Genomic DNA, 16,165 nt, shown 5'->3' on the forward strand with positions numbered 1-16,165 from the left:
GTACCGGCGGCGTCCTCACCTGCATAATTAAATCCCAATAATACAAAAAAATATGAAAAAAATCCTTGCAATCCCTGTAAATGTATGATATGCTATCAAAGCTGTGGCATGATAGCTATGAAGCGTGAGGTTGCTGCCTGAAACAGGGCAGGTTTTCCGTGGAGCGAATGTCAAGTCGAAGAAACTGGCGACAAGTCACTGTACAACTACAGAAATATCCCGAAAATAAAGAAGGATTCCGTGTGAGGTCTAAGATGACACACCCGGGCATGTGTACAGTCACCGCTTGTCGTGCTTAAATAGTACGAAAAGGAGGCGACTTTTTTTATGGCAAGTCAAGTAATGAGAATCACATTAAAAGCTTATGATCATCAGCTGGTTGACACATCCGCTGCAAAAATCATCGAGACTGTAAAGAAAAACGGATCAAAGGTGAGCGGACCGGTGCCGTTACCGACAAAGAAGGAAGTAGTAACAATTTTAAGGGCTGTTCATAAGTACAAAGATTCCAGAGAGCAGTTCGAGCAGAGAACTCACAAGAGACTCATCGACATCATTGCTCCAAGCCAGAAGACAGTTGATGCACTGCAGAGACTGGAAATGCCGGCTGGCGTTTACATCGACGTAAAGATGAAAACAAAATAAGCTGCAAAATCAGCAGCAAAGCATTCAATTCAATGCATATCCTAACAGATTTAGATAGATTTCTGGACTGTTCTAGGATGAACGCGGCGAGCAAAGCTTACTGCGTTCCGCTGTAGAAAAAGACAGGAGGTCAAATAATGAAGAAAGCGATTTTAGCGACAAAAGTCGGAATGACTCAAATCTTCAACGAAGACGGAGTTTTAACTCCCGTAACTGTTCTTCAGGCCGGACCATGTGTTGTTACACAGGTTAAGACAGTAGAGAACGACGGTTACAAAGCAGTACAGGTTGGTTTCGTTGACAAGAGAGAAAAACTTGTTACAAAGCCAGTAAAGGGACACTTTGACAAAGCAGGCGTTGCTTACAAGAGATTTGTAAGAGAATTCCGTTTTGAGAACGCAGAAGAGTATTCTGTAAAAGATGAAATCAAGGCAGAAATCTTCGCAGCAGGCGATAAGATTGATGTTACAGCTGTTTCCAAGGGTAAAGGATTCCAGGGTGCTATCAAGAGATATGGCCAGCACAGAGGACCTATGGCTCACGGCTCCAAGTTCCATCGTCATCAGGGTTCCAACGGTTCCGCAACCACTCCAGGCCGCGTATTCAAGGGCAAAGGAATGCCAGGACATATGGGAAGCGTAAAAGTTACCATCCAGAATCTGGAAGTTGTCAGAGTAGATGCAGACAGCAACTTAATCCTTGTTAAAGGCGCAGTGCCAGGACCTAAGAAATCCTTAGTAACAGTTAAAGAAACGGTAAAAGCTGGTAAATAAGCTTTACAGGAAAGGAGGAACACACAGATGGCAAACGTATCTGTTTACAATATTGAAGGCAACGAAGTTGGCACATTAGAGTTAAACGATTCTGTATTCGGCGTAGAAGTGAATGAGCACTTAGTACACCTTGCAGTTGTGGCTCAGTTAGCTAACAAACGTCAGGGAACACAGAAAGCTAAAACACGTTCCGAAGTTTCCGGAGGCGGTAGAAAACCGTGGAGACAGAAAGGAACCGGTCATGCAAGACAGGGTTCTACAAGATCTCCTCAGTGGACAGGCGGCGGCGTTGTATTTGCACCAACACCACGTGATTACACAATCCGGTTAAACAAGAAAGAGAAGAGAGCTGCTCTTAAATCTGCATTAACAAGCAGAGTAAATGAGAATAAATTCATCGTAGTGGACGCTATGAATTTCGATGAAATCAAGACAAAGAAATTCCAGTCTGTTATGAACAACCTGAAAGTGAACAAAGCTCTGGTTGTTTTAGATGACACATGCGGCAATACAGTATTATCTGCAAGAAACATTCCTACAGTTAAGACTGCATCCGTAAACACAATTAATGTATATGATATCTTAAAATACAACACAGTAGTGGCAACAAAGGCTGCTGTAGCTTCTATCGAGGAGGTGTATGCATAATGGCAAACGTACAGTACTATGACGTAATCCTCAAACCAGTGGTAACTGAGAAAAGCATGAACGCTATGAGCGAGAAGAAATATACTTTCTTAGTTCATACAGAAGCAAACAAGTCTATGATTAAAGAGGCTGTTGAAAAAATGTTCCCGGGAACAAAAGTAAAGAGCGTCAATACAATGAATCTCGATGGTAAGACAAAGAGAAGAGGTATGACCTTCGGCAAGACAGCTAAGACAAAGAAAGCAATCGTTCAGCTGACAGAAGACAGCAAAGAGATCGAAATCTTTACTGGCTTATAAGTCGAATGCAGCTTGGCTGCAGGTAACTATACGACGAACACTATGTCGTGATAAGAATGGAGTCTGCAAAAGGGACGGACGGAGAAAAACGGAAGTCCGAAGGGGCACTTCGGAAATGCAGAAAACGCATTTCCTCAGTCGCGGGCATTCGCCCTGTTCCTGCGAATCAAAAAACCTGCTTATGTGCGAGCACAACACAGGTTTTCTGCTTCACATGAACCCTGCTCATTGCTGACGCGCAAATTTAGAAAACGCCAGGGGGCGTTGAACGAAAGGAGTTAGAGTCATGGGAATTAAAACATACAGCCCATATACACCTTCCAGAAGACAGATGACCGGCTCTGATTTCTCTGAGATTACTAAATCAACACCGGAGAAGTCATTAGTAGTAGCATTAGGCAAAAAGAATGCCGGCCGTAATAATCAGGGTAAAATTACAGTTAGACATCGCGGAGGCGGTGCTAAGAGAAAATACAGAATCATCGATTTCAAGAGAAATGCAAAAGACGGTATTCCGGCAACAGTATTATCAATTGAATACGATCCGAACAGAACAGCAAACATCGCTTTAATCTGCTATGCAGACGGCGAGAAGGCATATATCCTTGCTCCGGCCGGATTACAGGTTGGAACTAAAGTTATGAGCGGCGCGCAGGCAGAAGCGAAAGTCGGCAACTGCTTACCACTCAGCGCGATTCCGGTTGGTGCTCAGATTCATAACATCGAGCTTTACCCGGGAAAAGGCGGACAGTTAGTTCGTTCCGCAGGAAACTCCGCACAGTTAATGGCTAAAGAAGGAAAATACGCAACCCTTAGATTACCTTCCGGTGAGATGAGAATGGTTCCGATTATCTGCCGCGCTACAATCGGCGTTGTAGGAAACGGAGATCACAACCTGATTAACATCGGTAAAGCTGGTAGAAAACGCCATATGGGCTTCAGACCTACCGTACGCGGTTCCGTTATGAACCCGAATGACCATCCACACGGCGGTGGTGAAGGCAAGACCGGTATCGGCCGTCCAGGTCCATGTACACCATGGGGCAAACCAGCACTTGGTCTCAAGACAAGAAAGAAAAACAAACAGTCTAACAAGTTAATCGTAAGAAGAAGAAACGGTAAACAGTAGTTATCAAGGAGGTAATTCAATGGGTCGTTCACTTAAAAAAGGACCATTTGCAGACGCTCATCTTTTAAAGAAAGTGGATGATATGAACGCAGCAGGCCAGAAGCAGGTTATCAAAACCTGGTCCCGCCGTTCTACAATCTTCCCGCAGATGGTAGGTCATACAATCGCAGTTCATGATGGCAGGAAACACGTTCCGGTATATGTTACAGAGGATATGGTTGGACATAAACTCGGAGAGTTTGTAGCTACAAGAACTTACAGAGGCCACGGAAAAGACGAAAAGAAAGCAGGCCGTAAGTAATTTTACGCTTTTGAAAGGAGGTTTCACCAATGGCTAAAGGACATAGATCCCAAATTAAGAGAGAGAGAAATGCACAGAAGGATACCAGACCGTCAGCAAAGCTGTCTTATGCCAGAGTATCTGTTCAGAAAGCATGTTTCGTATTAGATGCCATTAGAGGCAAAGATGTGCAGACTGCACTCGGTATTGTAACTTACAATTCCAGATATGCTTCTACTTTAATAAAGAAATTACTCGAATCAGCAATTGCCAATGCTGAGAATAACAACCAGATGAATCCGGAGAACCTGTATGTGGCTGAGTGCTACGCGAACAAGGGACCGACAATGAAGAGAGTTAAACCGAGAGCACAGGGCAGGGCGTACAGAATCGAAAAGAGAATGAGCCACATCACGATCGTGCTTGATGAGAGATAAAAGGAGGCAAATATGGGACAGAAAGTTAATCCACACGGCTTAAGAGTCGGTGTTATTAAAGACTGGGACTCAAAATGGTATGCTGAAGCTGATTTTGCTGACAACCTTGTAGAAGATCACAAGATCAGAACATATCTGAAAAAGAAATTATACAGCGCCGGTATTTCCAAAATTGAAATCGAGCGTGCATCTGATAAAGTGAAAATCGTCATCTACACAGCTAAGCCGGGTGTTGTAATCGGTAAAGGCGGCGCAGAGATCGAGAAAACTAAAAAAGAGATTCAGAAATTAACTGACAAGAGAGTCTTCGTAGACATCAAGGAAGTTAAGAGAGCCGACAGAGACGCTCAGTTAGTAGCTGAGAATATCGCACAGCAGTTACAGAACCGTGTATCTTTCCGCCGTGCCATGAAGTCTGCAATGGGCAGATCCATGAAGGCAGGAGCTAAAGGTATCAAAGCATCCGTATCCGGCCGTCTTGGCGGTGCAGATATGGCCCGTACAGAATTCTACAGCGAGGGTACAATCCCGCTTCAGACATTAAGAGCAGATATTGACTATGGTTTCGCTGAGGCAGATACAACCTACGGCAAGACAGGCGTTAAGGTTTGGATCTACAAAGGCGAAGTACTTCCTGCTAAAGGAAACAAGGAAGGGAGCGATAAATAATGTTAATGCCTAAAAGAGTAAAACGTCGTAAACAGTTCCGTGGTTCTATGGCAGGTAAAGCTACAAGAGGCAATGTTATTTGCTACGGAGAATTCGGTTTAGTCTCTACAGAACCATGCTGGATCAGATCCAATCAGATAGAGGCAGCCCGTGTTGCCATGACCCGTTACATCAAACGTGGCGGTAAAGTATGGATTAAGATTTTCCCGGATAAACCAGTTACCGCAAAACCGGCAGAGACTCGTATGGGTTCCGGTAAGGGCGCACTTGAATACTGGGTGGCAGTAGTTAAACCAGGCCGTGTATTATTTGAAATCGCGGGTGTACCAGAAGAGACAGCCAGAGAAGCGTTACGTCTTGCAATGCATAAACTTCCTTGCAAGTGCAAAATTGCTTCTAAAGCAGATTTAGAAGGCGGTGATAACAGTGAAAATTAATAAGTATGTAGAAGATTTAAAAGTCAAATCAGCTGCAGAATTAAATGAAGAATTAGTAGCTGCTAAAAAGGAACTTTTCAACTTAAGATTCCAGAACGCAACAAATCAGTTAGATAATACAAGCAGAATTAAAGAGGTTCGCAAGAACATCGCCAGAATTCAGACTGTTATTACAGAAAAAGCAAACGCATAACTGAACAAGCAGTGGTTGCGGTAAATTTGACTGGACAATAGATTCCTAGAACAAGGAAAGGAGATATCTACCGTGGAAAGAAATCTTAGAAAAACACGTACTGGTAAAGTAGTAAGCAACAAGATGGATAAGACAATCGTAGTTGCTATCGTAAACCATGTAAAACATCCTTTAATCGGTAAGATCGTTAAAAAGACATATAAATTAAAAGCACACGATGAGAACAATGAGTGTACTATCGGTGATACCGTAAAAGTAATGGAAACAAGACCGATCTCCAAAGACAAAAGATGGAGACTTGTTGAGATTATCGAGAAAGCAAGATAATTTTAATATCAGAAAGGAGTATTGGGCATGATTCAGCAGGAAACCAGATTGAGGGTTGCCGACAATACCGGTGCTAAAGAATTACTCTGTATCCGTGTTATGGGCGGATCCACTAGAAGATATGCAAATATTGGTGATATTATCGTTGCCACCGTTAAAGATGCAACACCAGGCGGTGTTGTAAAAAAAGGCGACGTTGTAAAAGCCGTTGTCGTACGTACTGTAAAAGGCGCACGCCGTAAAGACGGTTCTTATATCAAATTCGATGAGAACGCAGCAGTTATTATCAAAGATGACAAGAACCCGAAAGGTACACGTATCTTTGGGCCAGTAGCGAGAGAGTTAAGAGAGAAGCAGTTTATGAAGATTGTTTCCCTGGCTCCAGAAGTACTGTAGGAGGTATCAACTGTGCATAAAATTAAAAAAGATGACCTGGTAAAGATTATTGCAGGCAAAGATAAAGACAAAACAGGAAAAATTCTTTCCGTTAATACAAAGAAAAACACTGTTCTGGTTGAAGGATGCAACATGGTTACCAAGCATTCCAAACCATCAGCAGCGAACCAGCAGGGCGGCATTATCCATCAGGAAGGTCCTATCGACATTTCCAACGTAATGCTTGTCGTTGATGGAAAAGCAACAAGAGTTGGTTTTGAAGTTAAAGATGGCAAAAAAGTCCGTGTTGCAAAAGCAACCGGTAAAGTGATTGACTAATACAGAGAGGAGGAACATTTAAGTTGGCTAGATTAAAAGAAATGTATCGTGGTGAAATTACAGAAGCCATGATCAAAAAATTCGGATATAAAAATGTCATGGAAGTGCCGAAGTTAGACAAAATTGTTGTCAACATGGGCGTTGGTGAAGCAAAAGAAAATGCTAAAGTTCTGGACTCTGCTGTAAGAGATATGGAAATTATCACAGGACAGAAGGCAGTACTGACAAAAGCAAAGAAATCAGTCGCTAACTTCAAGCTCAGAGAAGGTATGGCAATTGGTTGTAAGGTAACACTGCGCGGTGAGAAGATGTATGAGTTCGCTGATCGTTTAATCAACCTTGCACTTCCTCGAGTTCGTGACTTTAGAGGTGTTAATCCAAACGCATTTGACGGCAGAGGAAACTATGCACTCGGTATCAAAGAGCAGCTTATCTTCCCGGAAGTTGAGTACGATAAGGTTGATAAAGTCAGAGGTATGGATATTATTTTCGTAACAACTGCTAAGACAGACGAAGAAGCACGTGAACTTTTAACACTGTTCAACATGCCATTTGCAAAATAATAGGAGGATTTATCAATGGCTAAGACTTCAATGAAGATTAAACAGCAGCGTCCGGCAAAATTCTCCACCAGAGAATATAACCGCTGCAGAATTTGTGGCCGTCCACACGCATACTTGAGAAAATATGGTATCTGCCGTATCTGTTTCCGTGAATTAGCTTACAAAGGCGAGATTCCGGGCGTAAGAAAAGCAAGCTGGTGACCGAAAGCAGCTTAGCGAGGTATTTTCGAGCTTAGCGCGAGGCCGTTCGCGAAACTTAGTGAGTCCGAGCCGTAGGCGAAAGACGAACTTAGTTGAGTGGACGTGTAGTGGCAGGAGAACCCCCACTCACCGAAGTGGCAGGATGAAATTATAAGGAGGCAAAACTCACATGACAATGAGCGATCCAATCGCAGATATGCTTACGAGAATCCGTAATGCCAATACTGCTAAACATGATACAGTTGATGTTCCGTCTTCCAAGATGAAATTAGCTATCGCTGACATTCTTGTAAAAGAGGGCTACATCAGAAAATATGACATCGTAGAAGATGGCAGTTTCAAAACAATCCGTATGGAATTAAAATACGGAAAAGACAAAAATGAGAAAATCATTTCCGGTATCAAGAGAATTTCCAAACCAGGTCTTCGTGTTTATGCAAACAAAGACGAAATGCCGAAAGTACTCGGTGGTTTAGGTGTGGCTATCATCTCTACCAACCAGGGTGTTATCACTGACAGACAGGCAAGAGAGCTCGGCGTAGGCGGAGAAGTTCTGGCATTTGTTTGGTAGGCATTGAACACTTAACGAGGTGTTTTCGAGTTTAGTGTGAAAGCCCGTCCCGAACCTTAGCGAGTCCGAGCCGAAGGCGGCAGACGAACTTAGTTGAGTGGACGTGTGGTGGTCTAGAAAAAGTAGTAGAACTGAAAACAGAGAAGCCGCCAATGGCTTCTCCGAGAATCTAAGTAGGAGGTAATCGGCATGTCACGTATCGGAAGAATGCCAATCGCGGTTCCGGCAGGAGTAACTGTTACAATCGCAGAGAATAATTTAGTGACTGTAAAAGGTCCTAAGGGTACACTCGAGAGAGAGTTGCCAGTAGAAATGACAATCAAAGAAGAAGATGGTCATATTATCGTTACAAGACCTAACGACTTAAAGAAGATGAAATCTTTACACGGTCTGACAAGAACCTTAATCAGCAACATGGTTCATGGTGTTACCGAAGGGTATGAGAAAGTTCTGGAAGTTAACGGCGTAGGTTACAGAGCCGCAAAACAGGGCAAGAAACTGGTTCTCAGCCTTGGTTATTCCCATCCGGTTGAGATGGAAGATCCGGAAGGCATCGAGACAGTCCTTGAAGGACAGAACAAGATCACTGTAAAAGGTATCAGTAAAGAAAAAGTTGGCCAATACGCTGCTGAAATCAGAGACAAGAGAAGACCTGAGCCGTACAAGGGCAAAGGTATTAAATATGCTGATGAAGTTATCAGACGTAAAGTTGGTAAGACTGGTAAGAAATAATTTAAGGAGAGTGTAAAGATGGTTAGCAAACAGTCAAGAAGCGAAGTTCGCGTAAAGAAACACGCTAGATTACGTAATCGTTATTCTGGAACAGCACAGAGACCGCGTTTAGCAGTGTTCAGAAGTAATAATCATATGTATGCTCAGATTATTGACGATACAGTTGGCAATACTTTAGTTGCAGCTTCAACAGCAGAGAAAGCAATCAAAGCAGAGCTTGAAAAGACAAACAACGTAGACGCAGCTGCTTACGTTGGTACTGTAATCGCAAAGAGAGCAATCGAAAAAGGTATTAAAGAAGTTGTCTTTGACAGAGGCGGATTCATATATCACGGTAAAGTTCAGGCATTAGCAGATGCAGCTAGAGAAGCTGGTCTGGAATTCTAGTAGGAAGGAGAACATACACATGAAACGTACAAAAATTGATGCCAGCCAGTTCGAGTTAGAAGATAAGGTAGTGGCAATCAAACGTGTATCCAAAACTGTTAAAGGCGGACGTACAATGAGATTCTCCGCATTAGTAGTAGTTGGTGACAAAAACGGACACGTTGGTGCAGGTATGGGTAAAGCCGCTGAAGTTCCGGAAGCAATCCGTAAAGGAAAAGAAGCTGCAGCAAGAAACCTGGTAGCTGTTCCATTTGATGACAATAACAGTATTCCACATGACTTCATTGGAAAATTCGGAAGTGCAAATGTACTTCTCAAGAAGGCTCCTGAAGGTACAGGTATCATCGCAGGAGGCCCGGCACGTTCCGTACTGGAGCTTGCAGGATACAAGAATATCCGTACAAAATCCCTGGGTTCTAACAACAAGACAAACGTTGTTTTAGCTACTCTTGCAGGATTATGCGAAATCAAGACACCTGAAGAAGTTGCAAAACTCCGTGGTAAATCTGTAGAAGAGATTCTGAACTAATAGGAGGGTATTAAAATGGCAGAGAAATTAAAAATCACTTTAGTAAAATCTCCTATCGGTGCCGTTCCGAAGCACAAAGCAACTGTTGAAGCTTTAGGCTTAAAGAAATTAAACAAAACAGTTGAAATGCCGGACAACAGCGCGGTCAGGGGCATGATTCAGTGTGTAAGACACTTGGTAAAAGTTGAAGAAATCTAAAATCCACGTAGGAGGTGCAGTCATGGATTTATCTAATTTACAGCCGGCTGTAGGTTCAAAACACAGCGACAGCTTCAGAAGAGGCCGTGGACACGCTTCAGGTAATGGTAAGACTGCTGGTAAAGGTCACAAAGGCCAGAAAGCACGTTCCGGCGCAACAAGACCGGGATTTGAAGGCGGCCAGATGCCTTTATACAGACGTATCCCGAAGAGAGGATTCACAAATAGAAACTCTAAGACAATCATTGGTATCAATGTAAGCGAATTAGAGAGATTTGACAACGACTCAGTCGTTACAGTAGAAACATTAATCGAAGCAGGTATCGTTAAAAACCCACGCGATGGCGTTAAAATTCTTGGTAACGGAGAGCTGACCAAGAAACTCACTGTGAAAGCAGATGCTGTTAGTGAAGGAGCAAAAGCCAAAATTGAAGCAGTTGGCGGAACCTGCGAGGTGATCTAATATGTTAAAAACACTCCAGAACGCTTTTAAGATAAAGGAAATAAGGGAAAAACTTCTCTACACTTTCTTTATGCTGGTTGTGATTCGTCTCGGTTCACAGCTGCCGATCCCGGGAGTAAAAACAACGTTCTTTGCTGAACTGTTCGCAAGACAGTCCAGCGATGCATTTGGATTTTTCAATACGATTACTGGCGGTTCGTTTACGAACATGTCAGTATTCGCCTTGAGCATCACGCCATATATCACATCTTCCATTATCATGCAGCTTTTAACGATCGCGATTCCAAAACTGGAAGAGATGCAGCGTGAAGGCGAGGATGGAAGAAAGAAAATTGCAGAATACACACGTTATCTGACCGTAGGCCTCGCTCTGATGCAGTCTATAGCCATGTCCGTAGGATTTGGCGGAAGAGGTCTTCTTATCGACTTCAATGCGGTCAGTGTTATCGTGGCGATTGCGACAATGACATCAGGTAGTGCAATGCTTATGTGGATTGGTGAGCGGATTACGGAGCGCGGCGTAGGAAACGGAATTTCCATCGTCCTTCTGTTCAACATCATTTCCACACTGCCGAGTGATATGATTACCCTGTACGAGAGGTTCCTTGTCGGAAAGAACGTGCCGGTGGCGACCGTATCCCTGATTATCATTCTGGCAATTATTCTTGCCATGGTAGTATTCGTTATCGTACTGCAGGATGGAGAGCGGAGAATTCCCGTTCAGTATTCCAAGAAGATGCAGGGCAGGAAGATGGTAGGCGGACAGTCTACAAATATTCCTCTGAAAGTAAATACGGCAGGTGTTATCCCTGTTATTTTTGCTTCTTCCCTGATGTCTTTTCCGGTAGTTATCGCGGAGTTTTTCCAGGTGGATTACGCTACATTCGGCGGAAAAATCTTAAGAGCTCTTAACTCCGGTTCCTGGTTCCATGCGGAATATCCGGTTTATTCAATTGGTATGGTGGTCTATATTGCTTTGATCGTGGTGTTTGCGTATTTCTACACATCCATCACATTTAATCCATTAGAGGTTGCCAACAATATGAAGAAATCCGGCGGCTTTATCCCGGGCATCCGTCCAGGTAAGCCAACATCTGATTACCTGAACAACATTTTAAATTATATCGTATTTATCGGGGCCTGCGGCCTGATCGTCGTATGCCTGATTCCGATTATGGTGTCGGGAATTTTCTCCGTAGGAAGCCTGTCTTTCGGCGGAACATCCCTTATCATTATCGTCGGAGTTGTCCTTGAGACAATTAAAGCGGTTGAGGCACAGATGCTTGTTCGTAATTATAGAGGATTTTTAAACGATTAAAACAATTCGCTTTCTAAGCAGGAGCTCCTGGAGGCCGGACGATCCGGAGCCGGGCTGATCCTGCATAGGGGCGTTTCTGTTGAAGTCGGTGACCTGTTCGCGTAGCGTGCAGGTTATCGTTGTATTTGCAGGAAGCTTGTTTTTGAGGGTACTGAAAAGTTACCGTTATCGTTTTATCGGGGAGGTAAGCCTATGAAGATTATTATGTTAGGAGCACCGGGGGCCGGCAAAGGTACGCAGGCCAAAAGAATTGCAGAGAAATATCTGATCCCGCATATCTCCACAGGAGATATATTCAGATCAAATATTAAGGAAGGTACCGAACTGGGCATGAAGGCAAAGCAGTTCATGGATCAGGGACTTCTGGTACCGGATGAGGTTACGATTGGAATGCTGCTGGATCGCATTCACCAGGACGACTGTGAGAAGGGATACGTACTGGACGGTTTTCCAAGAACCATTCCGCAGGCAGAGAGCCTGACGAAAGCGCTTTCCGATATGGGAGAGGCTATTGACTATGCAATTGACGTGGATGTTCCCGATGAGAATATCGTAAACAGAATGTCAGGCCGCCGGGCATGTTTAACTTGCGGTGCGACCTATCATGTGACGTTCGCGCCTCCTGCAAAAGAGGGCATCTGCGATGTATGCGGAGCAGAACTGGTGCTCAGGGATGACGATAAGCCTGAGACGGTTCAGAAACGCCTTGCAGTTTACCATGAGCAGACACAGCCGCTGATTGACTATTATAAGGAAAAAGGCGTGCTGCATTCCGTAGACGGAACAAAAGATATGGAAGAAGTTTTCCAAAGCATCACTGAAATTTTAGGAGCATAACAGTATGGCAGTAACGATTAAATCTCCCAGAGAGATCGAGCTGATGAGGGAGGCGGGGAAGATCCTTGCCAAAACTCATGACGAGCTTGCAAAGAACCTGAAGCCTGGCATGTCCACATGGGATATTGACCATATGGGTGAAGAGATCATACGAAGCTATGGGTGTATCCCTTCCTTTAAGAATTACAACGGCTACCCTGCGTCAATCTGTGTATCGGTCAATGACGAGGTGGTACACGGGATTCCGCACAGGGAGCATTATCTGAAGGAAGGCGATATTGTAAGTCTGGATGCGGGAGTTATCTATAAAGGATATCATTCCGACGCGGCCAGGACCCACGGAATCGGAGAAATCAGCGAGGATGCGCAGAAACTCATAGAAGTTACAAGGCAAAGTTTCTTTGAGGGGATTAAATTTGCCAAACCTGGCAATCATCTAAATGATATTTCCGCAGCTATCCAGAAATATGCCGAAAGTTTCGGCTACGGGGTAGTAAGAGACCTGGTAGGTCATGGAATCGGAACTCATCTGCATGAGGATCCGGAGGTGCCCAACTTCGCCAGAAGAAGAAAAGGCATTCTTCTGCAGCCCGGTATGACGCTGGCTGTGGAACCTATGATCAATGCGGGAACTTATGATGTAGTCTGGCTGGATGACGACTGGACCGTAGTGACGGATGATGGTTCTCTGTCGGCTCATTATGAAAATACCATTCTCATTACCGAGGATGGACCAGAGATTTTGTCAATGCTCTGATTCGAGGTGGTAAGATGGCAGGATATGAAACAGGCTGTCTGGCCTGGTCTTTGGCCGGTCATGACAAAGAAGGCATATTTATCATAATAAAAGAAGATGCGGAATATGTTTACCTGGCGGACGGAAGACTCCGGACCGTGGGAAAACCGAAACGCAAGAAGAAGAAACACGTTCAGGCATCCCGCATCCGCGATGAAAAGCTTTGCGATAAGCTTATGAGCGGCAGCACCGTTACCGATGAAGAGATTAAATACTTCATCAAACAGTACAGGGCGAATCATTTAGAGACGCCGGATGAAAACCGGTGAAATTCACATAACCAGGGAGGTATAAAAGTTTATGTCAAAAGCAGATGTAATTGAAATTGAAGGCGTTGTGGTGGAAAAATTACCGAATGCCATGTTTAAAGTGGAGCTGGAGAACAAGCATATCGTACTTGCAACAATCAGCGGAAAACTCCGCATGAATTATATCAGGATTCTGCCGGGCGACAAGGTTACGATGGAGATGTCTCCATATGATCTGTCCAAGGGAAGAATTATCTGGAGAGATAAATAAGCTGCAGCTCAGCTTACGGCGAAACTGCGGCAAATGATACATGGAAACGTCAAAGGGGACTGAACGCTGTCCCCTGAGCGGGCCGGGGAAGAGGGTAGATACATCGAGTCTTCCCGTTGGGCCTGCGCTGAGTACAGCCCATAGTCCTCACATTGCGGGAGAACGGGCTGGCGTTGAGGCTTATGGGCTGTACTCAGCATCCGGACAGCTATCCGGTCCGCCATTGCAGAGCGTGTTATTGTTCGCAGCACACCGCTTTTTGCGGTGGGTGAACAGTAACGGACTGTTAGTTACAGTTCAGCCTTCGGCTAAACCGTAACAAATGATGCACAGAAACGGCAAAAAACGTCGTTTCGCGCCGCACAACTCGGGATTTTCGCAAAAAACAGCGAAAACACCTCGCGGAATACATCATGGCTGAACGGTTACGACTGTTACCGGGGATTAGAAATACCGGGAAATTATGCTTGCATTATATAGAAATTAGTGTTATAATGCTCTAGCGAACTTTGTTGAAGCAACATGTGAGATCCGCCCTTTTGCCGGAACCCGGGCTTTTAAAGGAAAGAGACGCCTGCTGTACCTGTAAGTCCGGCATGTAAGGACTGCAATGGGTGTTATCAATATTGTATGTCCTGTGTAAGGACTGTTACGGAAAGGAGAATTACTGTGAAGGTTAGATCATCGGTTAAACCAATTTGCGAAAAGTGCAAGATCATTAAAAGAAAAGGCAGTATCAGAGTAATCTGTGAAAATCCAAAGCACAAACAAAGACAGGGCTGATAAGCATTTGTCTGCCTGATTTTTTCGCACGGCTTTCTATATGAACCACCAGGATAAGTTGTTCATAGCTGCTCAGGATTTTCGTCCTTGAAGCATGAATTCCTGCTGGTATATGGATTGGCATAATACATCATTATTTTAACTCAACTCAATGAAGAAAGAAAAAAACTAATGGAGGTGTACTACACACATGGCTCGTATTTCAGGTGTTGATTTACCAAGAGAAAAACGCGTCGAGATCGGATTAACTTACATCTACGGTATCGGTAGAACAAGTTCAACCCGTATTCTTGCAGAGGCTGGCGTTAATCCTGACACACGTGTTAAGGATTTAACGGATGACGAAGTAAAGAGAATCGCTGGTGTCATCGCTGAAAGTCAGACTGTTGAAGGTGATTTACGTAGAGAAATCGCTATGAACATCAAGAGACTTCAGGAGATTGGATGCTACAGAGGAATTCGTCATAGAAAGAGCCTGCCTGTCCGTGGTCAGAAGACCAAGACAAATGCAAGAACACGTAAGGGTCCGAGAAAGACAGTAGCAAACAAGAAGAAATAATTCATTTGGTAACAAATAAGTTGTGAATCAGGTTAGTAAGTAACAGGATTCAAGTAATCGAAGAAAGTAGGTTAGTTTAAAATGGCTAAAAAAATGTCAACTGGTAAAAAAGTGACAAAAAAGCGTGTAAAGAAAAACGTTGAACGCGGACAGGCGCACATCCAGTCATCTTTTAATAACACGATCGTTACCTTAACAGATGCACAGGGTAATGCATTATCATGGGCAAGTGCAGGCGGTCTGGGATTTAGAGGTTCAAGGAAATCTACTCCATATGCAGCTCAGATGGCTGCAGAAACTGCTACAAAGGCAGCTCTCATCCATGGCTTAAAGTCAGTAGACGTTATGGTAAAAGGTCCGGGATCAGGCCGTGAAGCAGCAATCCGTGCCCTTCAGGCATGTGGTCTTGAAGTAACCAGCATTAAGGACGTAACTCCGGTTCCGCACAACGGATGCCGTCCGCCAAAACGTAGAAGAGTCTAATTAGGAGGTGCAAGTAAAGTGGCAGTAGATAGAGTTCCTGTACTTAAAAGATGTAGATCTCTTGACCTGGATCCGATTTATTTAGGAATCGACAAGAAATCCAAGAGAGAGTTAAAAAGAGCCAATAGAAAGATGAGTGAATATGGTCTGCAGTTAAGAGAAAAGCAGAAAGCCAAATTCATCTATGGTGTGTTAGAGAAACCTTTTAGAAATTATTATGCGAAAGCTTCCAAAATGTCCGGACAGGTTGGTACCAACCTTATGATCCTTCTGGAATGCAGACTGGATAATGTATTATTCAGAATGGGCTTTGGCCGTACGAGAAAAGAGACAAGACAGATCGTAGATCACAAGCATGTACTGGTTAACGGAAAACCTGTAAACATTCCGTCTTACCGCGTTAAAGCTGGTGACACAATCGAGATCAAAGAGAAATACAAATCTTCACAGAGATATAAAAATATCTTAGAGGTAACCGCCGGAAGAATGGTACCAGCATGGTTAGAGGCTGATATGGAAAACTTGAAAGGCGTTGTTAAAGAGTTACCAACCAGAGACGAAATTGATGTTCCTGTAAATGAAGTGCTTATCGTCGAGTTATACTCCAAATAATTAAGAGTTGACTAAATTTTTTGTTGCTGTCCGGCCCTTCACGGGCCGGACAGCGGCAAAATC

At 43.9% G+C, this 16,165-nt stretch carries 30 protein-coding genes; all 30 read left to right on the forward strand.

Translation table 11 applies throughout. The features are described 5' to 3' along the window. The first annotated feature begins 327 nt into the window (after nucleotides 1-327). The 30 genes from rpsJ to rpsD all read left to right on the forward strand — a co-directional run bounded on the left by rpsJ (nucleotide 328) and on the right by rpsD (nucleotide 16,102). Nucleotides 328-645 (forward strand): 30S ribosomal protein S10, encoded by a 318-nt coding sequence (gene rpsJ / locus CLOSYM_RS01225; RefSeq protein ID WP_003497860.1) that lies wholly within the window; start codon nucleotides 328-330, stop codon nucleotides 643-645. Between the two features lie 137 nt (nucleotides 646-782). Then, nucleotides 783-1,418 (forward strand): 50S ribosomal protein L3, encoded by a 636-nt coding sequence (rplC, locus tag CLOSYM_RS01230; RefSeq protein ID WP_003497858.1) that lies wholly within the window; start codon nucleotides 783-785, stop codon nucleotides 1,416-1,418. Nucleotides 1,419-1,445: 27 nt separating this feature from the next. Next, entirely contained in the window at nucleotides 1,446-2,066 is a 621-nt protein-coding gene (gene rplD, locus CLOSYM_RS01235; RefSeq protein ID WP_003497856.1) for a 50S ribosomal protein L4, read from the forward strand. Next, nucleotides 2,066-2,365: a 50S ribosomal protein L23 gene (gene rplW / locus CLOSYM_RS01240; RefSeq protein ID WP_003497855.1), complete on the forward strand. Its 300-nt coding sequence runs from the start codon at nucleotides 2,066-2,068 to the stop codon at nucleotides 2,363-2,365. The genes rplD and rplW overlap by 1 nt, the downstream gene beginning before the upstream one ends. Nucleotides 2,366-2,651: 286 nt before the next feature. After that, nucleotides 2,652-3,494 (forward strand): 50S ribosomal protein L2, encoded by an 843-nt coding sequence (gene rplB / locus CLOSYM_RS01245; protein ID WP_003497853.1) that lies wholly within the window; start codon nucleotides 2,652-2,654, stop codon nucleotides 3,492-3,494. Between the two features lie 19 nt (nucleotides 3,495-3,513). Then, nucleotides 3,514-3,795 (forward strand): 30S ribosomal protein S19, encoded by a 282-nt coding sequence (gene rpsS, locus CLOSYM_RS01250; RefSeq protein ID WP_003497851.1) that lies wholly within the window; start codon nucleotides 3,514-3,516, stop codon nucleotides 3,793-3,795. 29 nt (nucleotides 3,796-3,824) lie between these two features. Continuing rightward, on the forward strand, nucleotides 3,825-4,211 hold the full coding sequence (gene rplV, locus CLOSYM_RS01255) for a 50S ribosomal protein L22 (protein WP_003497846.1): 387 nt from the start codon (nucleotides 3,825-3,827) through the stop codon (nucleotides 4,209-4,211). 12 nt (nucleotides 4,212-4,223) lie between these two features. Continuing rightward, nucleotides 4,224-4,880 carry a 30S ribosomal protein S3 gene (gene rpsC / locus CLOSYM_RS01260; RefSeq protein WP_003497844.1) on the forward strand — a complete coding sequence of 219 codons (657 nt, stop codon included), beginning with the start codon at nucleotides 4,224-4,226 and terminating at the stop codon, nucleotides 4,878-4,880. Next, nucleotides 4,880-5,317: a 50S ribosomal protein L16 gene (gene rplP, locus CLOSYM_RS01265; protein ID WP_003506061.1), complete on the forward strand. Its 438-nt coding sequence runs from the start codon at nucleotides 4,880-4,882 to the stop codon at nucleotides 5,315-5,317. Before rpsC ends, rplP begins: the two co-directional genes overlap by 1 nt. Further along, nucleotides 5,307-5,510 carry a 50S ribosomal protein L29 gene (gene rpmC, locus CLOSYM_RS01270; protein ID WP_003497840.1) on the forward strand — a complete coding sequence of 68 codons (204 nt, stop codon included), beginning with the start codon at nucleotides 5,307-5,309 and terminating at the stop codon, nucleotides 5,508-5,510. Before rplP ends, rpmC begins: the two co-directional genes overlap by 11 nt. Before the next feature lie 72 nt (nucleotides 5,511-5,582). Beyond that, a complete protein-coding gene (rpsQ, locus tag CLOSYM_RS01275) occupies nucleotides 5,583-5,837 on the forward strand; it encodes a 30S ribosomal protein S17 (RefSeq protein ID WP_003497837.1) in 255 nt (84 codons plus the stop codon). A gap of 27 nt (nucleotides 5,838-5,864) precedes the next feature. Then, the gene (gene rplN, locus CLOSYM_RS01280; protein ID WP_003497835.1) at nucleotides 5,865-6,233 is read left to right on the forward strand and encodes a 50S ribosomal protein L14; all 369 of its coding nucleotides are present in this window, start codon (nucleotides 5,865-5,867) and stop codon (nucleotides 6,231-6,233) included. Between the two features lie 12 nt (nucleotides 6,234-6,245). Beyond that, nucleotides 6,246-6,551, forward strand: a complete 306-nt coding sequence (gene rplX / locus CLOSYM_RS01285; protein WP_003506064.1) for a 50S ribosomal protein L24 — start codon at nucleotides 6,246-6,248, stop codon at nucleotides 6,549-6,551. A gap of 23 nt (nucleotides 6,552-6,574) precedes the next feature. Continuing rightward, the gene (gene rplE / locus CLOSYM_RS01290) at nucleotides 6,575-7,114 is read left to right on the forward strand and encodes a 50S ribosomal protein L5 (RefSeq protein WP_003497830.1); all 540 of its coding nucleotides are present in this window, start codon (nucleotides 6,575-6,577) and stop codon (nucleotides 7,112-7,114) included. A 15-nt stretch (nucleotides 7,115-7,129) separates the two neighbouring features. Beyond that, on the forward strand, nucleotides 7,130-7,315 hold the full coding sequence (locus tag CLOSYM_RS01295) for a type Z 30S ribosomal protein S14 (protein ID WP_003497828.1): 186 nt from the start codon (nucleotides 7,130-7,132) through the stop codon (nucleotides 7,313-7,315). A gap of 169 nt (nucleotides 7,316-7,484) precedes the next feature. Next, a complete protein-coding gene (rpsH, locus tag CLOSYM_RS01300; protein WP_003497826.1) occupies nucleotides 7,485-7,886 on the forward strand; it encodes a 30S ribosomal protein S8 in 402 nt (133 codons plus the stop codon). Between the two features lie 189 nt (nucleotides 7,887-8,075). Continuing rightward, nucleotides 8,076-8,618, forward strand: a complete 543-nt coding sequence (gene rplF, locus CLOSYM_RS01305; protein ID WP_003497824.1) for a 50S ribosomal protein L6 — start codon at nucleotides 8,076-8,078, stop codon at nucleotides 8,616-8,618. An 18-nt stretch (nucleotides 8,619-8,636) separates the two neighbouring features. Continuing rightward, nucleotides 8,637-9,005, forward strand: a complete 369-nt coding sequence (gene rplR, locus CLOSYM_RS01310; RefSeq protein ID WP_003497822.1) for a 50S ribosomal protein L18 — start codon at nucleotides 8,637-8,639, stop codon at nucleotides 9,003-9,005. A gap of 19 nt (nucleotides 9,006-9,024) precedes the next feature. Then, on the forward strand, nucleotides 9,025-9,534 hold the full coding sequence (rpsE, locus tag CLOSYM_RS01315; protein WP_003497820.1) for a 30S ribosomal protein S5: 510 nt from the start codon (nucleotides 9,025-9,027) through the stop codon (nucleotides 9,532-9,534). A gap of 15 nt (nucleotides 9,535-9,549) precedes the next feature. Next, a complete protein-coding gene (gene rpmD, locus CLOSYM_RS01320; protein ID WP_003497818.1) occupies nucleotides 9,550-9,732 on the forward strand; it encodes a 50S ribosomal protein L30 in 183 nt (60 codons plus the stop codon). Between the two features lie 22 nt (nucleotides 9,733-9,754). Continuing rightward, a complete protein-coding gene (rplO, locus tag CLOSYM_RS01325; protein ID WP_021640639.1) occupies nucleotides 9,755-10,195 on the forward strand; it encodes a 50S ribosomal protein L15 in 441 nt (146 codons plus the stop codon). A 1-nt stretch (nucleotide 10,196) separates the two neighbouring features. Continuing rightward, nucleotides 10,197-11,513: a preprotein translocase subunit SecY gene (gene secY / locus CLOSYM_RS01330; RefSeq protein WP_021640640.1), complete on the forward strand. Its 1,317-nt coding sequence runs from the start codon at nucleotides 10,197-10,199 to the stop codon at nucleotides 11,511-11,513. Between the two features lie 192 nt (nucleotides 11,514-11,705). Next, on the forward strand, nucleotides 11,706-12,350 hold the full coding sequence (locus CLOSYM_RS01335) for an adenylate kinase (protein WP_021640641.1): 645 nt from the start codon (nucleotides 11,706-11,708) through the stop codon (nucleotides 12,348-12,350). Nucleotides 12,351-12,354: 4 nt separating this feature from the next. Further along, on the forward strand, nucleotides 12,355-13,107 hold the full coding sequence (gene map, locus CLOSYM_RS01340; protein ID WP_021640642.1) for a type I methionyl aminopeptidase: 753 nt from the start codon (nucleotides 12,355-12,357) through the stop codon (nucleotides 13,105-13,107). 14 nt (nucleotides 13,108-13,121) lie between these two features. Then, nucleotides 13,122-13,415, forward strand: coding sequence for a KOW domain-containing RNA-binding protein (locus CLOSYM_RS01345; RefSeq protein WP_003497812.1), 294 nt, complete (start codon nucleotides 13,122-13,124; stop codon nucleotides 13,413-13,415). Nucleotides 13,416-13,446: 31 nt separating this feature from the next. Then, nucleotides 13,447-13,665 (forward strand): translation initiation factor IF-1, encoded by a 219-nt coding sequence (gene infA / locus CLOSYM_RS01350; protein ID WP_003497811.1) that lies wholly within the window; start codon nucleotides 13,447-13,449, stop codon nucleotides 13,663-13,665. Nucleotides 13,666-14,334: 669 nt separating this feature from the next. Further along, nucleotides 14,335-14,448: a 50S ribosomal protein L36 gene (gene rpmJ / locus CLOSYM_RS22145; RefSeq protein ID WP_003497809.1), complete on the forward strand. Its 114-nt coding sequence runs from the start codon at nucleotides 14,335-14,337 to the stop codon at nucleotides 14,446-14,448. A 190-nt stretch (nucleotides 14,449-14,638) separates the two neighbouring features. Further along, on the forward strand, nucleotides 14,639-15,007 hold the full coding sequence (gene rpsM / locus CLOSYM_RS01355; RefSeq protein WP_003497798.1) for a 30S ribosomal protein S13: 369 nt from the start codon (nucleotides 14,639-14,641) through the stop codon (nucleotides 15,005-15,007). 81 nt (nucleotides 15,008-15,088) lie between these two features. Next, the gene (rpsK, locus tag CLOSYM_RS01360) at nucleotides 15,089-15,490 is read left to right on the forward strand and encodes a 30S ribosomal protein S11 (protein ID WP_003497796.1); all 402 of its coding nucleotides are present in this window, start codon (nucleotides 15,089-15,091) and stop codon (nucleotides 15,488-15,490) included. 18 nt (nucleotides 15,491-15,508) lie between these two features. After that, nucleotides 15,509-16,102: a 30S ribosomal protein S4 gene (gene rpsD / locus CLOSYM_RS01365; RefSeq protein ID WP_003497794.1), complete on the forward strand. Its 594-nt coding sequence runs from the start codon at nucleotides 15,509-15,511 to the stop codon at nucleotides 16,100-16,102. Nucleotides 16,103-16,165: the final 63 nt, after the last annotated feature.

The sequence above is a fragment of the [Clostridium] symbiosum ATCC 14940 genome (assembly GCF_000466485.1).
GTDB lineage: Bacteria > Bacillota > Clostridia > Lachnospirales > Lachnospiraceae > Otoolea > Otoolea symbiosa.

Bases quoted from the DNA above. Each gene is read 5' to 3' on its own strand.
- rplW (WP_003497855.1), top strand. From the start codon at position 2,066: ATGGCAAACGTACAGTACTATGACGTAATCCTCAAACCAGTGGTAACT.
- rplO (WP_021640639.1), top strand. From the start codon at position 9,755: ATGGATTTATCTAATTTACAGCCGGCTGTAGGTTCAAAACACAGCGAC.
- rplB (WP_003497853.1), top strand. From the start codon at position 2,652: ATGGGAATTAAAACATACAGCCCATATACACCTTCCAGAAGACAGATG.
- infA (WP_003497811.1), top strand. From the start codon at position 13,447: ATGTCAAAAGCAGATGTAATTGAAATTGAAGGCGTTGTGGTGGAAAAA.
- rplD (WP_003497856.1), top strand. From the start codon at position 1,446: ATGGCAAACGTATCTGTTTACAATATTGAAGGCAACGAAGTTGGCACA.
- rplN (WP_003497835.1), top strand. From the start codon at position 5,865: ATGATTCAGCAGGAAACCAGATTGAGGGTTGCCGACAATACCGGTGCT.
- rpmD (WP_003497818.1), top strand. From the start codon at position 9,550: ATGGCAGAGAAATTAAAAATCACTTTAGTAAAATCTCCTATCGGTGCC.
- CLOSYM_RS01295 (WP_003497828.1), top strand. From the start codon at position 7,130: ATGGCTAAGACTTCAATGAAGATTAAACAGCAGCGTCCGGCAAAATTC.
- rpsS (WP_003497851.1), top strand. From the start codon at position 3,514: ATGGGTCGTTCACTTAAAAAAGGACCATTTGCAGACGCTCATCTTTTA.
- rpsK (WP_003497796.1), top strand. From the start codon at position 15,089: ATGGCTAAAAAAATGTCAACTGGTAAAAAAGTGACAAAAAAGCGTGTA.
- CLOSYM_RS01345 (WP_003497812.1), top strand. From the start codon at position 13,122: ATGGCAGGATATGAAACAGGCTGTCTGGCCTGGTCTTTGGCCGGTCAT.
- CLOSYM_RS01335 (WP_021640641.1), top strand. From the start codon at position 11,706: ATGAAGATTATTATGTTAGGAGCACCGGGGGCCGGCAAAGGTACGCAG.
- rplV (WP_003497846.1), top strand. From the start codon at position 3,825: ATGGCTAAAGGACATAGATCCCAAATTAAGAGAGAGAGAAATGCACAG.
- rpsH (WP_003497826.1), top strand. From the start codon at position 7,485: ATGACAATGAGCGATCCAATCGCAGATATGCTTACGAGAATCCGTAAT.
- rplR (WP_003497822.1), top strand. From the start codon at position 8,637: ATGGTTAGCAAACAGTCAAGAAGCGAAGTTCGCGTAAAGAAACACGCT.
- rpsM (WP_003497798.1), top strand. From the start codon at position 14,639: ATGGCTCGTATTTCAGGTGTTGATTTACCAAGAGAAAAACGCGTCGAG.
- map (WP_021640642.1), top strand. From the start codon at position 12,355: ATGGCAGTAACGATTAAATCTCCCAGAGAGATCGAGCTGATGAGGGAG.
- rpsJ (WP_003497860.1), top strand. From the start codon at position 328: ATGGCAAGTCAAGTAATGAGAATCACATTAAAAGCTTATGATCATCAG.
- rplP (WP_003506061.1), top strand. From the start codon at position 4,880: ATGTTAATGCCTAAAAGAGTAAAACGTCGTAAACAGTTCCGTGGTTCT.
- secY (WP_021640640.1), top strand. From the start codon at position 10,197: ATGTTAAAAACACTCCAGAACGCTTTTAAGATAAAGGAAATAAGGGAA.
- rpsE (WP_003497820.1), top strand. From the start codon at position 9,025: ATGAAACGTACAAAAATTGATGCCAGCCAGTTCGAGTTAGAAGATAAG.
- rplC (WP_003497858.1), top strand. From the start codon at position 783: ATGAAGAAAGCGATTTTAGCGACAAAAGTCGGAATGACTCAAATCTTC.
- rplF (WP_003497824.1), top strand. From the start codon at position 8,076: ATGTCACGTATCGGAAGAATGCCAATCGCGGTTCCGGCAGGAGTAACT.
- rpsC (WP_003497844.1), top strand. From the start codon at position 4,224: ATGGGACAGAAAGTTAATCCACACGGCTTAAGAGTCGGTGTTATTAAA.